The organism is Mammaliicoccus sp. D-M19, assembly GCF_022386695.1.
In the GTDB taxonomy this organism is placed as follows: domain Bacteria; phylum Bacillota; class Bacilli; order Staphylococcales; family Staphylococcaceae; genus Mammaliicoccus; species Mammaliicoccus sciuri.
On sequence record NZ_JAJNHW010000002.1, the window covers coordinates 468986 to 483626 of the forward strand.

Genomic DNA, 14641 nt, shown 5'->3' on the forward strand with positions numbered 1-14641 from the left:
ATGCGTGAATATCAAGTATTTGAAGATGCGAAATGGATAATTGAAACACTTGAATGTAATGGACATCAAGCATATTTTGTCGGTGGTTCTGTAAGAGACTATTTAATGGAGAAAGAAATTTCAGACGTAGATATCACAACGAGTGCTTTACCTGATGAAGTTGAACAATTATTTGATAAGACTTTACCAATAGGCAAAGAGCACGGCACGATGATTGTAATGGGTGAAAATCAACAGTTTGAAGTCACAACATTTAGAAAAGACGGGGATTATGTTGATCATAGACGGCCAGCATCTGTTCAATTTGTAACGGATTTATATGAAGACGTAGCAAGAAGAGATTTCACAATGAATGCTATCGCTATGGATAAGTCTTATCAACTTCACGATTATTTCAACGGGCTAAACGATATACAATCCAAAATCATAAAAGCAGTCGGAACACCTATTGATCGAATGGAAGAAGACGCATTACGTATTATGAGAGGTGTAAGATTCCAAGCACAGACTGGCTTTGCACTTGATCACGATACTAAAGATGCCATGCATCAAACAGCACATTCTTTAAATGCCATCGCAATTGAAAGAATTGTTGTTGAACTTAAAAAAATGATTCAAGGTAAATATATTCATGATACAAAAAAGACCGCTCATGAACTAGAAATATTTAAATGTATACCTTTTTTCAAAGAAATCAACCAAACTAATATCTTCATGCCAGAACATGCCCATTTCAATTTATGGGTTGCTGCATTATGTTATTTATACGAATTAGATTTAACAAGCTTGAACAGTTTGAAAATCAGTAATCAAGAAAAGCGCGATATCTCATCATACCATCAATTATTGATATCACTTTCTGAAAATAACATTTCAAAGCAAGATATGATTCATCTCGTATATACGTATCATCGTGATAAAATGAAAGAAATCATTCACTTTATTTCCGAGCATAATGCACAACTGAATATCTCTATACATCCTACAATTATGAATGACCGTGTAATTGATGAAATATATGATAAACTACCTATATATGATAAATCAGAATTACAAATTAACGGTCAAATATTGATGGCTACATTTAATAAAAAAGGTGGACCATGGATTAAAGATATTTTAAATAAAGTTGAACAAGCTGTCATTAACCATAAAGTATATAACACAGAAAATGATTTAATAGAATGGGTGCGAGAGAATGTCAAAATATAAACATGAAATTATTAAATATTTATATCAAAATAATGAATATTTGTCAGGACAACATATAGCTGAAACGTTAAATTGTTCACGTGTAACAGTTAAAAAAGTCATCGATCAATTGAGAAAAGAAGGCTTTGAAATTGAGTCTATTTCTAATAAAGGGTATAAAATCTCAGAAATCCCTTTAACTTGGCAAGAAGACATTGTGAATATTACACTTCAAGATCAAAGTATATTGAATCTCGCTATTGTTCAAACACAAGTGGATTCAACACAATTGTTAGCCAAGTCTCGTGTTAATGAGATTGATCAAGACTTTATTGTTTTGAGTGATGAACAAACAAATGGAAGAGGGCGTTTCCAAAGAGAATGGTCATCTCTTAAAAGTAAAGGGCTTTGGATGTCAGTTGTATTACGCCCAGATATACCAATTCAAAGAATGTCGACTTTTAATCTCTTTATAAGTCTTGCAATTCAAGAAGTTATGGAACAGCATTATGACATTCAAAGTAAAATTAAATGGCCAAATGATATTTATATAGGCGATAAAAAAGTTTGTGGCTTTTTAACAGAAATGATTGCAGATACCGATAGCGTCAATGCGATTATTTGTGGAATTGGTATTAATTTAAACCAAACACAAGAAGATTTCGATCATGCTGGTCAATCGCGCGCGACAAGCTTAAAAATAGAAAACGAACAATCAATAGAACCTTATCAATTTTTAAAATTATTAATTGAAGCCATTGAACTGAGGTACAATCAATTTTTAGAATTACCATTCAGTGAAATCAAAGAGTTATATAAAACTAAAAGTATGATTTGGGACAAAAAATTAACTTATACAGAAGGTAAAAAACAAGTATTTGGTCGAGCAATTGATATACAAGATAATGGGTTCTTAACCGTGATATCTGATGATGGTCAATTACACCAATTTATGAGTGCAGATATCGAAATATAGGAGAGATAATATGGCGCAAAGATACGCTGTTGTAGATTTAGAAACAACTGGAAACCAAATTCAATATGATGAAATTATACAAATTGGGATAACATTTATAGAAAATAACCAAATTATCGATACATATCATTCATATGTGAAAACGGATTTGGAAATTCCATCTTTCATCCAAGCCTTAACCAATATAAATGAATTAGACTTAGAAGAAGCTCCATACTTCGAAGAGATTAGTCAATCTTTATTTAACTTGTTGAAAGATTGTGTATTTGTCGCGCATAATGTTCTATTTGATTTAAACTTTCTCAAATCCCATTTCGAAAAGCATCAAATACAATTTGAACCTAAATTAACTATTGATACGATGGAATTGTTTAAAATCGCATTTCCAAACGAAGAAAGTTATCAGTTAAGTGAATTAAGTCAATCGTTACAAGTTGATTTAAACCAAGCGCATAGTGCTTATGAGGATGCTAAAGCAACTGCACTATTGTTAATTAAAGCCATAAAAAAAATAAATAGTCTTCCGATTGATACCATTAAACAACTTTATTATTTATCTAAATCGTTAAAGCATGATTTAAAAGACGTTCTATTTGAACTTGTAAGAACACATCAAGGTTCTGAAACGCATAATCGCAATATTAAAAAGTACCAGAACATCCATTATTTAAAGCAAATGCCTATACGTCATTCAAGCGATCGAACATCCATTACGCTTGATGAAGCTTATGATAGAATACTTAAAACATTTAACTTCGATTATCGTAAAGAACAATATCAACTCGTTCAGCAATTGTTTGATTCTTTAATGCATAATGAGAATGCTTTGATTGAAGCACCACTTGGAAGCGGGAAATCAATGAGCTTTGTGCTCGCTGCATTATTGTATTATTTAGAGACAGGTGAGCACATTCTCGTTTCAACACATACGAAGTTACTTCAAAATCAACTTTTAGAACAAGAATTTAATAAAGTCTTAAATGCATTAGATTTAGACTTAAAAGCAATGATTATTAAAAGTAAAGATCATTATATTTCGCTAGGTTTAATCTTAAATATATTACAAGATGATACAGACAACTATGAAGCGACAATTTTAAAAATGCAGTTGCTTGTATGGATTCTTGAAACTGAAACAGGTGACATTGAAGAGCTCCATCTTAAAGGCGGTCAAAAAGTCTTCTTTGACCAAAAACGCACGACTTATGTACCGTTTAAGAATGATATACATTACTATCAATTTATTAAAGAGAGTGCGCAACATGTAGAGATTGGTATTACGAATCATGCACACTTGTTACAACATAGCACTGAAGATACGGTATATCAATTGTTCAAACATATCATTGTTGATGAAGCACATCGCATTCAAGACTACGCACTTAATCAAGTTACTGATGATTTAAGTTATCAACATATTAAATATCATCTCGGTTTACTAGGTAAAAACGAGCAAGAAAAGTTATTTAAACGATTAGATAAATTAGAAAATAGAAGAGTCATAGAGCAATATCCAATTGAACCAATTGATATTTATCAATTGAAGCGTGATATTGATTTACTGCATGAACAAAACGAACAACTATTTGATGATTTAATGGCTCAAATTTCAGATAAGCATCAAGAATCTCATGAAGATGACAAACAAATACATTACTTCTATGATATTGATGTCGCAAATATATCTGAAATATTTAAACGACAAATTAGTACAATCAACCAAATATTATCTAGATTTAAATCATACTCACATGCACATGTAAAAGCATTCAAGAAAGAGTTAATTTATATCTATCATCAATATACTAAAATTTATAACATGATTAAGTCTGGTCAAGTGCCATTCGTATCCATTAAGAAAATTTCTCAGAAATCTACACTTTCACTCTTTGTTAAAAAAGCAGAAGTAAAAGATTTATTGAATGAAGTGTTTATTGAACAATTCAATAGCAATATTTTCATTTCTGGTACATTAACCGTTAATCATTCATTTACATCATTTAAATCCATGTTTCCTGAAGACATTCAATTTAACACGTATTATTTAAATGATATTTATGACTTAAAAAATCAAGCAACATGTTTTGTACCGCAAAATATGCCAACTTATCAATATCATCAACAAGATGACTATATTGAAACGATTATTAGTTATTTATCTACATTTGTTAGTGAAACCAATCAAAAATGTTTAGTACTGTTTACGAATTATTCTATGTTGTATCAAGCATACCGATATATGGAAGAACTTGAAATATTTGATGATTATGTCGTATTGATGCAGCAACAACATTCACACGTGTATAAACTCGTACAACAGTTTAACCAATTTGATAAAACCATTTTACTTGGCACTTTATCATTTTTTGAAGGGTTTGATTACCAATCTTCAGGTATTAAATGTGTCATGATGACGAAATTACCATTTATACATCAAGATGATCCACGATACCATTTAATGAAAGATGAATTTGACAATCCCTTTAAAGACTTTGTCTTACCAGACGCAGTAACTAAGTTCAGACAAGGCATTGGTCGATTAATTCGAAACAAGCATGACCAAGGTTTATTAATTTGTTTTGATAGAAGAATACTAGATAGTAATTACAGTAAATATTTCATAAATGCTTTAGGTGAAATACCTGTTATTGAAGGCGATTTAAATAAATTCCAAGATAAACTAAGAAAATATCCAAACAGATAGCAGTTGTATGCATAATTTGATAAAATAACTATAGGTAATTTATTTGAATAGGAGAAATAATAATGAATATTACGATTAAACAAGCTAAAGATTATGTCAATCAAGAAGTGACAATCGGTGCTTGGATTGCAAACAAGCGATCAAGTGGGAAAATAGCATTTTTACAATTAAGAGACGGAACAGGATTTATGCAAGGGGTTGTTGTGAAAGCTGAAGTATCAGAAGACATCTTCCAATTAGCTAAATCATTAACACAAGAAACATCTGTTTATGTTACGGGTACAATTACAGAAGATGACCGTTCTAAATTTGGCTATGAAATGCAAGTAAGTGGTGTAGAAGTCATTTCAGAATCATATGATTATCCAATCACACCAAAAAATCATGGTACAGAATTCTTAATGGATCACAGACATTTATGGTTACGTTCTAAACGTCAACATGCCGTTATGAAAATTAGAAACGAAATTATTCGTGCGACATATGAGTTCTTTAACGAAAGTGGATTCACTAAAATTGATCCACCAATTTTAACAGGTAGCGCACCTGAAGGTACTAGTGAATTGTTCCATACGAAATATTTCGATGAAGATGCATTCTTATCTCAAAGTGGTCAGTTATACTTAGAAGCTGCAGCTATGGCGCATAATAGAGTATTTAGTTTCGGTCCGACTTTCAGAGCTGAAAAATCAAAAACAAGAAGACATTTAATTGAATTCTGGATGATCGAAGGCGAAATGGCATTTATGAAACATGACCAAAGCTTAGAAGTTCAAGAAAATTACGTACACCACATCGTTAAAGCTGTGTTGGCAAATTGTAAATTAGAATTAGAACTTCTTGAAAGAGATACTTCTAAGTTAGAACAAGTTTCAACACCATTCCCAAGAATCACTTACGATGATGCCATTACATTCTTACATCAAGAAGGATTCGATGATATTGAGTGGGGCGACGATTTCGGTTCTCCTCATGAAACAGCAATTGCAAACCATTATGATAAACCAGTATTTATCATTAATTATCCAACAAAAATTAAACCATTCTATATGGAACCAAACCCTGAAAATCCAGACACTGTATTATGCGCAGATTTAATCGCACCAGAAGGTTACGGAGAAATCATTGGTGGTTCTGAAAGAATTAGTGATTTAGATTTAATTAATCAAAGAATTAATGAACATGGTTTAGATCCTGAAGCATACAGTTACTACACTGACTTAAGAAAATACGGAAGTGTACCACATAGTGGATTTGGCTTAGGACTTGAAAGAACAGTAGCATGGTTAAGTGGCGTAGAACACGTTAGAGAAACTGCACCATTCCCACGTTTATTAAATCGATTATATCCATAATAATATGCGAGTCTGGGAGCTGAATAGTGATCCCAGACTCTATATTTTTATAATGAAGTAGGTGAAAATATGTATACAAGTGCTATGTTAAAAGAAAAGCCAGTCGTTGTACAAAGAGCTTTGTTTGATCATTATGCCAATTTGGGATTAAATGAAAAACAATTCGTTATCCTAATTAAATTGCTAGATCAAGAGAATGATCGAAACTTACAGCCTCCATTAGAAGATATTCAACGTGGCACGACTTTATCTATACAAGAAGTGAGTCATGTCATTAATCAACTTTCTCAATTAAAAATTATAGACATTAAAATTGAAAAAGATGACCAACATAAATATAATGAATTCATATCATTTGATCCTTTGTATGAACAACTTGCATTAATCAAAAACGAAGCGATGCAACAAGGTACAGTAGAAGATCAAAACTTACAATTCAAGAAATTATTCCAAGAATTCGAATCCACTTTCGGTCGACCATTAACACCATTAGAAGTTCAAACATTAAACCACTGGATTGATACTGATAAACATTCAAACGAACTCATTATGAGCGCGCTTAACGAAGCGCATAGTTTAGACAAACTCAGCATCAAATATATCGACCGCATTTTATTAAACTGGAAGAAGAAGCACATCACTACTGTTGAATCTTCCAAAGAAGAAAGTGAAAAGTTTAATCAAACTAAAAAAGTAAAACAAAATGTTAATTTAATCCCGACTTTTGATTGGGTAAATGGGGAGAATCCTTATGATAAGTAAAAAGAAAGCATTAGAAATGATGGATGTTATTGATGAAATGTTTCCAGATGCCGAATGTGAACTCGTTCATGACAATCCATTCGAACTTACAATCGCAGTATTACTTTCTGCACAGTGTACAGACGTACTCGTCAACAAAGTGACGAAATCACTTTTTGCAAAGTATAAAACACCTGAAGACTATTTAAATGTAAGTTTAGAAGAACTACAAAATGACATTCGTTCAATCGGTTTATACCGCAATAAAGCTAAAAATATACAAAAACTTTGTCAATCGCTGTTAGATAATTTTAATGGTGTCGTACCAAGTACACATCAAGAATTAGAATCATTAGCTGGTGTAGGGCGTAAAACAGCGAATGTTGTGATGAGTGTAGCATTCGGAGAACCATCATTAGCAGTAGACACACACGTTGAGCGCGTATCTAAACGCCTTGCAATATGTAGAATTAAAGACAATGTGCGCCAAGTTGAAGATCGTTTATGTAGCATTATTCCAAGAGAAAGATGGACAAAAAGTCACCATCAGCTTATATTCTTTGGACGCTATCACTGTGTAGCGCGTAAACCGAAATGCGAAGTATGTCCATTATTTGCAGATTGTAGAGAAGGGCAAAAACGATTAAAAGCTGGGTTAGTAAAGGTTGAGGGCGCATGATACAAAAAAATGATTTCACAGTACTTGAACAACAAATAGAGCCACTTGTTAAAAATAAAAAGCTTAAAACAAGTGAAGCACATCAATTGTTAGATCAATATTATCATTTGATCATCGCTTATATAGAACAAATCAATCAAATAGAAACATTTGATATCGCACATATCGAAGAATATCCAGTTATACCAATGAATTTCGAAGAACGATACCACTATATAAACGATAGAATATATCACTTTATGGGATATAGACAAATGGTAACATTGAAAGAAGAATTAATCAGAATGAATGCGAGATATCAGATCCAACTTAAAAGAGCCGCACAACGTGAAAACGGAGAATAAAAATTATAGGCCTTATCGCACGATATCTTTGTGTCTTCGTGCGATACGGCCTGTTTTTATAGCTTCGCGCACGATATCTTTAAGTCTTCGTGCGATAGGGCCTGTTTTTATAGCTTCGCGCACGATATCTTTAAGTCTTCGTGCGATAGGGCCTGTTTTTATACCCTTGCGCACGATATCTTCGAGTCTTCGTGCGATACGGCTTATTTTTATACCCTTGCGCACGATATCTTCAAGTCTTCGTGCGATATACCCGACTATAATTTAACACACTATTATATAAATCAAAAAAGCATCACATCCCGCAAAGGATGTGATGCTTTTTCTATATCTTAGTCATCTTTCTCTTCTTTGGCAGCTTGTTTTGCTGCATCAGAGGCCGAACTATTATCTTCCGAGTCTGAATCTGATTCTTCCGATGTTGGTGTTTCAGTCGTTTGCTCTTCAGTTGTTACGTTCTGATTAGTAGATGACTGTTGTTGTGTATTATTTTGTTGTGTTGTTGATGAATTTGAATTCGTCTGTGGTTCGTTTGTTGTTACATTATTATTGTTATTTGAGAAGTTATAATTATTTTGCTGACTGCTACTATTACCATTACTATTGCTAGGTGCTGAGCTTGATGTTGTATCATTGTCTTCATTACCTGCAACGCTCAAGCTTTTACCGCTTCCTGTTACTGAATCTGGTTTTTCGAAGTCTGCACCGTCATAATTAGAGATTTCTGACATAACTTCATTGAATAATATTTGTGGTTTCGTTTGTTCATCATGTCCTAAGAATGAGTTTTCACCGTATTCTTTAACTTTATTGAAGCCCATCCATACTGACATTGTGTATTGTGGCGAATAACCTGTAATCCAAACGTCTTTCGCTGCATTTTCAGGTAATTGATATTCATTGTATACTTCATCACCATAAGTACCAGTACCTGTTTTAGCTGCTACGTTCACGCCGTTAATTCCATATCCATAAGCTGAACCGTATGCCTGGAATGTTCCTTTTAGCATTTCAGTTAACATGTATGCTGTGTAGTCTTCCATTGCTTTATGGCTTTCGCTTGAGAATTTGATAGTTTCATCATCTTGAGTGACAACTTTTCTAATTGATTTTGCTTCATTGTATGTTCCACCATTACCCATTGATGCAAATGCTGATGCTAATTGAGTAGGGGAGAATTCTGATTGTGAACCACCAAGTACTTCTGACGGTCCAATTTCATCTTTATAATTTAAATTCACTTTAGAAGCAAAGTCTTTAACTGCTTTTTCACCAGCATTTTGGTTTGTTTCTTGCCAAGATTTCAATGCTGGGATGTTGTATGATCTTGCTAATGCATCTGCCATTGTAACTGAACCGTGACCTTGACCATCATAGTTCTTGAATATACTACCGTTGATATTATATTCGCTTTCATCTTGGAACTTATGGTTTGTCGCATATTGCATATTCTCAATTGCTGGCCCATAAGCTAGTATCGGTTTTAGAGATGAACCTGTTGGATGGACATCTGTTGCTTGGTTTCTATCCACTACGTCTTTGTAATTCTTACCACCACTGATACCGACTAATTTACCAGTCTTCGTATCTACTATAGATGAACCAGTAATTTGGTCTTTATTCTTGTAGAATGTACCGTTATCAACTGACTCTTGTAATGTTTTTTGAACATCTTTATCCATGTTTGTGTAGATTTTAAGACCGCTTGTCATAATATCATTTAATGATTGACCTTTGAACGCTTTGTTTTGAGTAATTTCTTGTTTAACATAGTTAATGTAAGAAGCGTACTCATTATCAGGCGTATCTGTCATCGCGTCATTTCTTTCTTCGACTGTACGTTTCACTAAGTTCTTATCGATAGGTGTATCTTGTGCTTCTTTCATTTCTTTCTTAGTGATTCTACCGTGTCTTTCCATTAAATAAAGAACAGTGTCTTTACGTTTTTCAGCCGCTTCAGGATTATCATAAATATTATATTGATTTGGTACTTGTGGTAATCCTGCTAAGTATGCTGTTTCGGCTAAGTTTAAATCTTTCAATTTCTTATTGAAATAATATTTAGCTGCTGTTTGAGAACCGTAAATACCATCTGAGTAATAGATTTTGTTTAAGTACATTTCAAAGATTTCATCTTTAGAATATTCTTGTTCTAATCTATATGAAAGGTAAGCTTCTTGAGCTTTTCTTTCAATTGATTTCTTATCAGTTAAGAATGAACGTTTTACAACTTGTTGTGTTAATGTAGATGCACCTTGTGAACCAAAGCCACCTGTAAAGTTCTTCATGACTGCTCCAGATAAACGTTTATAATCTAATGCACCATGATCATAGAAGCGATTATCCTCAGTTGCTAATACAGCATCTTTCATTTTGTCTGGTACTTCATCAAACTTAACATGTTCTCTCTTTTGTCCCATATAAAGGGTCGTGACAAGTTTATTATTTTTGTCATAAATTTTAGTTGGTAATTGGTCTTTAAGCGCACTTTCATTGAAAGCAGGAGCTTTCCAAGCATAATATGCAAATACGAGAACACCTACGATTACCATTGCTAAGAATGCTAGCACGAGAATACCGAACACCTTAATAATCGTCCGTTTTATATTCCTTTTCTTTTTAGGTTGTTCTTTACCATTTTTACTATTAGAAGCTTTTGATTGACTCATTTGAGCGCCTCACTTTCTGTTTTTATCAATTGATCAACTATTGTTATGTAGTTAATTCTTGGTTTAAATTGGATTGGTATTAAGTAACCATCATGTTCAATCTCTTTAAGTGTGATGGACTTTTTTCCTCCAGATTTATATCTGTCCCAATATACCATAAACTTCCTAAAAGGCAATAAAAATACGCTATCATGATAGCTAAATTTTATCAACAAAAAACATATGCCTTTTTGGTTTAGTACTTGTTCCATATGTGATACTTGGTGATCGTGGATATTATTTAAAGGGAAACTTGTCTTATTTTTCGTTTCCTTAGCTTCAAAGTCAATATAGTATCCATTATAAACACCATTATAATCTGTTGTTGAAGGCTTTCTAAAATAAGCTTCTTTAATGACCGCTTTTTGTCTTTTAGGGTAGTCAACATCAACGATTTGAATAGGTGTTGGTTTCTTATGAATAACGGCTATATTTTCTAATCTGAAGTATTCATTGGATTTATCAATTTCCTCCTCTAATCTCATACCCCGTTTACCATATTGTATTCTACTATATTTTGGGTCGTTTTGAATTGAGACTTTAGAAGTATTTTTTGTATCTTTTTTTCCGTTTGGATAATTCAAATTCATCACCTAGCTTCATATCATAAAACTCTAAACATTATACCTTATTTCATTATAAGTTACAAAAGTTTTTAATGATACATAAATATTCTAGAACTTTTCTAGTTATGTTATCATTTTATCGTGAGGACATTTAAAATACAAACTTCATTAATAGTAGGTGTAGCGATGATACAAGATCTTTTAAATAAATTAAATGATATGCTAGATATTTTTCAACATGCAAAGGATGACTACGAATACAACTTTTATAAAGATGTCGTACCATTTGTTGAACAAGTCGATGTTTTGCTAGATAAACTTGCTGTTCATCAAGATACAGTATTGAAATTACAATATATGAATGAACAGAAATTTCAACTCTTAATTAGTAACTACAAAGAGTTATCTGTAGAATGCCATTATAAACGTACAAGTAAGAAACTCTTCTTTGAAAAGCATAAAGCTGTACAACATGATTTAAATTATATTTATACACATATAGGTGATTTATCATGACGTCAGTATATTTTACGGGATACAAACCGTTTGAATTGAATATTTTTAAAAATGAACAGCCAGAAGTTAAAGTCATCAAAGCATATCTTAAAGAAATAATTGAGCAAGAAATAGAAGAAGGTATGGAGTGGGTCATTATTTCAGGACAATTAGGATTTGAACTATGGGCAGCTGAAGTGACCATTGAAATGAAAAATAAATACCCACAATTGAAACTTGCGATATTGACGCCATTTTTAAATCATTATAATAAATGGAATGAAACAAACCAACAAGCTTACCACAATATTGTCGCACAAGCAGACTATGTCAATGCGATTCATCAAAGTGACTATCAAGGTGGATTTCAATTTCAACAAGCTAATGAATTTATACTCGATAACACTGATAAGACAATTTTATTTTATGATGATGAACAAGAAGCATCACCTAAATACTTCAAAAGTAAGTTAGTTGATTTTGCTGAAAAGACAAACTATACTTATAATGTTATTACATTCATGGATTTACAAGACTTTATGGAATTTAATTATAATAATGACAACGAATCATATTAAATGAGGTGTAAAAATGGCTGATGTAACATTAAAGCTATCTGCAAAAGATATTTATGAAAAGGAATTTGAAAGAGGTTTAAGAGGTTTCAAAACTGAAGAAGTAGATGCTTTTTTAGATGACATTATTTCAGACTATCAAAAAATGGCTGAGTTAAATAACGAAGTCATCAAATTAACAGAAGAAAATTCTAAACTTAAAAAAGAAATCGAACAGTTAAGAATCCGTGTCGCGTCAGGCAGACCACAAGGTTCACAACAATACAATTCCAATAATGTAGATATCTTAAAACGAATTTCTAATCTTGAAAAAGCAGTATTCGGCGAATAAATGATAGTTATTTAACGTCGTTTATGCTATAATTCTTTGTTGAGTGGTATTTCGGATAATCGCTACGTTAAGTAGAGGAAAGTCCATGCTCACACATTCTGAGATGAATGTAGTGTTCGTGCTTGGCGAAACAATAAGCCAGGGCAAATAATTGACGGCAACGAAATAACCTAAGTTATTTATAATATGGTTAAAGTAGTTTGAAAGTGCCACAGTGACGTAGCTTTTACAGAAATGTAAAAGGTGGAACGCGGTAAACCCCTCGAGTGAGCAATCCAAAATTGGTAGGAGCACTTCTTTGACGGAAATGAACGGAATAAGAAGGTATGTAATCATACAGACAGATGATTATCACTGGCGTACGAGTGTAACTAGTACACGTTAGCAGTACTAAAGGACAAAACATGGCTTACAGATTTATCACTTACTAGTGTCGCTCTCCCAAGTAGGAGAGCTTTTTATTTATAAATAATGATAATTTTAAATATAAAGGAGTATATGCATGTATCAATTACTCGCTACTAGTCCAATGGGATTAGAATCAATTGTTGCTAGAGAAGTTCAAGAATTAGGATATGAAACAAAAGTAGAAAACGGTCGCGTACTTTTCAAAGGTGATGAAACAGCAATCGTTAAATCAAATTTATGGTTAAGAACTGCTGACAGAGTCAAAATCGTAGTAGGACGTTTCCACGCAACAACTTTTGACGAATTATTCGAAAAGACTAAATCATTACCATGGGAAAATGTGATTGGCGCTCAAGGTATGTTCCCAGTTCAAGGTAAAAGTGTTAAATCTAAATTATTCAGCGTATCCGACTGTCAAGCAATCGTTAAAAAAGCGATAGTTGAGAGATTGAAACATGCGTATCAAATTAAAGGTTGGATCGATGAGACAGGTAGCAAATACCAAGTTGAAGTATCATTACTGAAAGACGAAGCTTTATTAACAATCGACACTTCAGGTTCTGGACTTCATAAAAGAGGTTACCGTTTGGCACAAGGTGACGCACCTATGAAAGAAACATTAGCTGCAGCGCTTGTAAGATTAACAAACTGGAGCGGTGAAACACCATTTATTGATCCATTCTGTGGTTCAGGTACACTTGCAATAGAAGCAGCACTCATTGCTCAAAATATTGCACCAGGATTTAATCGTGAGTTTGCGAGTGAAGATTGGGATATCATACCAGAAGGCTTGTATGACCAACTCAGACAAGAAGCAGATGATGCGGCATTATATGATAAAGAAATTAATATCATAGCAAGTGATATCGATCCTAATATGGTCGAAATCGCGAAAGATAATGCAACAGAAGTTGGGTTAGGGGACATCATTCAATTTAAAGTCCAAGATGTACATAATCTAGAAGTACCAGAAGGACCTGTTTCAATAATCGGGAACCCACCATATGGCGAACGTATCGGTGAACGAAGTGAAGTAGAAGCAATGTACAAACACTTAGGCGAAATCATGAAACAAAACGAACAAGCATCATTATATATGCTTACAAGCTATAAAGAATTTGAACCATTAGTAGGTAAGAAAGCCACAAAAAGAAGAAAACTATTTAACGGCTATATCGAATGTACGTACTATCAATATTGGGGCAAACGAAATAAATAGATAGTAGGAAGTAAGTAGAAAAAGTGGAAACCACCTGCAGAGCAGGTGGTTTTTTGGTTTGGAGGATAGTAGGGATGTATGGTTTGAGGTATATCAAGTATCTCATGGCTTAATTTGGACTTTAAGCCATGACTTGGACGATTTCTTGGCTTAAGTTGGACGTTAAGACAAGACTTAGGTAATCTCTTGGCTTAATTAGGTCGTTAAGCTACGACTTAGGTAATCTCTTGGCTTAATTAGGTCGTTAAGCTACGACTTAGGTAATCTCTTGGCTTAATTAGGTCGTTAAGCTACAACTTAGGTAATCTCTTGGCTTAATTAGGACTTTAAGCTATGACTTGGCTAATCT

At 33.1% G+C, this 14641-nt stretch carries 14 protein-coding genes and 1 other RNA gene; 12 read left to right on the forward strand and 3 right to left on the reverse strand.

Translation table 11 applies throughout. The features are described 5' to 3' along the window. The 7 genes from LQ675_RS07925 (at position 1) to LQ675_RS07955 (ending at position 7990) form a co-directional block, all read left to right on the forward strand. A complete protein-coding gene (locus LQ675_RS07925; RefSeq protein WP_048539787.1) occupies positions 1 to 1212 on the forward strand; it encodes a CCA tRNA nucleotidyltransferase in 1212 nt (403 codons plus the stop codon). Then, a complete protein-coding gene (locus tag LQ675_RS07930; RefSeq protein ID WP_048539788.1) occupies positions 1199 to 2167 on the forward strand; it encodes a biotin--[acetyl-CoA-carboxylase] ligase in 969 nt (322 codons plus the stop codon). The genes LQ675_RS07925 and LQ675_RS07930 overlap by 14 nt, the downstream gene beginning before the upstream one ends. Positions 2168 to 2177: 10 nt before the next feature. Beyond that, positions 2178 to 4871: a helicase C-terminal domain-containing protein gene (locus LQ675_RS07935; protein ID WP_058592353.1), complete on the forward strand. Its 2694-nt coding sequence runs from the start codon at positions 2178 to 2180 to the stop codon at positions 4869 to 4871. 62 nt (positions 4872 to 4933) lie between these two features. After that, positions 4934 to 6226 (forward strand): asparagine--tRNA ligase, encoded by a 1293-nt coding sequence (gene asnS, locus LQ675_RS07940; RefSeq protein ID WP_048539790.1) that lies wholly within the window; start codon positions 4934 to 4936, stop codon positions 6224 to 6226. 69 nt (positions 6227 to 6295) lie between these two features. Continuing rightward, positions 6296 to 6988: a DnaD domain-containing protein gene (locus LQ675_RS07945; RefSeq protein ID WP_239372051.1), complete on the forward strand. Its 693-nt coding sequence runs from the start codon at positions 6296 to 6298 to the stop codon at positions 6986 to 6988. After that, positions 6978 to 7646: an endonuclease III gene (nth, locus tag LQ675_RS07950; protein ID WP_048539792.1), complete on the forward strand. Its 669-nt coding sequence runs from the start codon at positions 6978 to 6980 to the stop codon at positions 7644 to 7646. Before LQ675_RS07945 ends, nth begins: the two co-directional genes overlap by 11 nt. Beyond that, on the forward strand, positions 7643 to 7990 hold the full coding sequence (locus LQ675_RS07955) for a YpoC family protein (RefSeq protein ID WP_075577967.1): 348 nt from the start codon (positions 7643 to 7645) through the stop codon (positions 7988 to 7990). Before nth ends, LQ675_RS07955 begins: the two co-directional genes overlap by 4 nt. Positions 7991 to 8002: 12 nt before the next feature. On the opposite strand, the gene LQ675_RS07960 is transcribed toward LQ675_RS07955, so the two are convergent. The 3 genes from LQ675_RS07960 to recU all read right to left on the reverse strand — a co-directional run bounded on the left by LQ675_RS07960 (position 8003) and on the right by recU (position 11282). Then, on the reverse strand, positions 8003 to 8215 hold the full coding sequence (locus tag LQ675_RS07960) for a hypothetical protein (protein ID WP_239753247.1): 213 nt from the start codon (positions 8213 to 8215) through the stop codon (positions 8003 to 8005). 107 nt (positions 8216 to 8322) lie between these two features. Next, the gene (locus tag LQ675_RS07965) at positions 8323 to 10659 is read right to left on the reverse strand and encodes a transglycosylase domain-containing protein (protein ID WP_048539794.1); all 2337 of its coding nucleotides are present in this window, start codon (positions 10657 to 10659) and stop codon (positions 8323 to 8325) included. Then, entirely contained in the window at positions 10656 to 11282 is a 627-nt protein-coding gene (gene recU, locus LQ675_RS07970) for a Holliday junction resolvase RecU (protein WP_107602347.1), read from the reverse strand. The genes LQ675_RS07965 and recU overlap by 4 nt, the downstream gene beginning before the upstream one ends. Before the next feature lie 168 nt (positions 11283 to 11450). On the opposite strand from recU, the gene LQ675_RS07975 reads away from it, so the two are divergent. From LQ675_RS07975 to LQ675_RS07995, 5 genes are all read left to right on the forward strand, one after another. Next, positions 11451 to 11780 carry a DUF1798 family protein gene (locus LQ675_RS07975; protein WP_048539796.1) on the forward strand — a complete coding sequence of 110 codons (330 nt, stop codon included), beginning with the start codon at positions 11451 to 11453 and terminating at the stop codon, positions 11778 to 11780. Continuing rightward, the gene (locus LQ675_RS07980) at positions 11774 to 12337 is read left to right on the forward strand and encodes an SLOG family protein (protein WP_058592358.1); all 564 of its coding nucleotides are present in this window, start codon (positions 11774 to 11776) and stop codon (positions 12335 to 12337) included. Before LQ675_RS07975 ends, LQ675_RS07980 begins: the two co-directional genes overlap by 7 nt. 13 nt (positions 12338 to 12350) lie before the next feature. Beyond that, positions 12351 to 12665, forward strand: coding sequence for a cell division regulator GpsB (gene gpsB, locus LQ675_RS07985; protein ID WP_025905495.1), 315 nt, complete (start codon positions 12351 to 12353; stop codon positions 12663 to 12665). Positions 12666 to 12712: 47 nt separating this feature from the next. Continuing rightward, positions 12713 to 13082: RNase P RNA component class B (gene rnpB / locus LQ675_RS07990), an RNA gene on the forward strand. An 85-nt stretch (positions 13083 to 13167) separates the two neighbouring features. Then, a complete protein-coding gene (locus LQ675_RS07995) occupies positions 13168 to 14292 on the forward strand; it encodes a THUMP domain-containing class I SAM-dependent RNA methyltransferase (protein WP_075577965.1) in 1125 nt (374 codons plus the stop codon). Positions 14293 to 14641 lie beyond the last annotated feature (349 nt).

What these genes read in the sequence shown, in the direction of transcription:
- LQ675_RS07925 (WP_048539787.1), top strand. Translation starts at nt 1, where the DNA reads ATGCGTGAATATCAAGTATTTGAAGATGCGAAATGGATAATTGAAACA.
- LQ675_RS07930 (WP_048539788.1), top strand. Translation starts at nt 1,199, where the DNA reads ATGTCAAAATATAAACATGAAATTATTAAATATTTATATCAAAATAAT.
- LQ675_RS07935 (WP_058592353.1), top strand. Translation starts at nt 2,178, where the DNA reads ATGGCGCAAAGATACGCTGTTGTAGATTTAGAAACAACTGGAAACCAA.
- asnS (WP_048539790.1), top strand. Translation starts at nt 4,934, where the DNA reads ATGAATATTACGATTAAACAAGCTAAAGATTATGTCAATCAAGAAGTG.
- LQ675_RS07945 (WP_239372051.1), top strand. Translation starts at nt 6,296, where the DNA reads ATGTATACAAGTGCTATGTTAAAAGAAAAGCCAGTCGTTGTACAAAGA.
- nth (WP_048539792.1), top strand. Translation starts at nt 6,978, where the DNA reads ATGATAAGTAAAAAGAAAGCATTAGAAATGATGGATGTTATTGATGAA.
- LQ675_RS07955 (WP_075577967.1), top strand. Translation starts at nt 7,643, where the DNA reads ATGATACAAAAAAATGATTTCACAGTACTTGAACAACAAATAGAGCCA.
- LQ675_RS07965 (WP_048539794.1), bottom strand. Translation starts at nt 10,659, where the DNA reads ATGAGTCAATCAAAAGCTTCTAATAGTAAAAATGGTAAAGAACAACCT.
- LQ675_RS07975 (WP_048539796.1), top strand. Translation starts at nt 11,451, where the DNA reads ATGATACAAGATCTTTTAAATAAATTAAATGATATGCTAGATATTTTT.
- gpsB (WP_025905495.1), top strand. Translation starts at nt 12,351, where the DNA reads ATGGCTGATGTAACATTAAAGCTATCTGCAAAAGATATTTATGAAAAG.
- LQ675_RS07995 (WP_075577965.1), top strand. Translation starts at nt 13,168, where the DNA reads ATGTATCAATTACTCGCTACTAGTCCAATGGGATTAGAATCAATTGTT.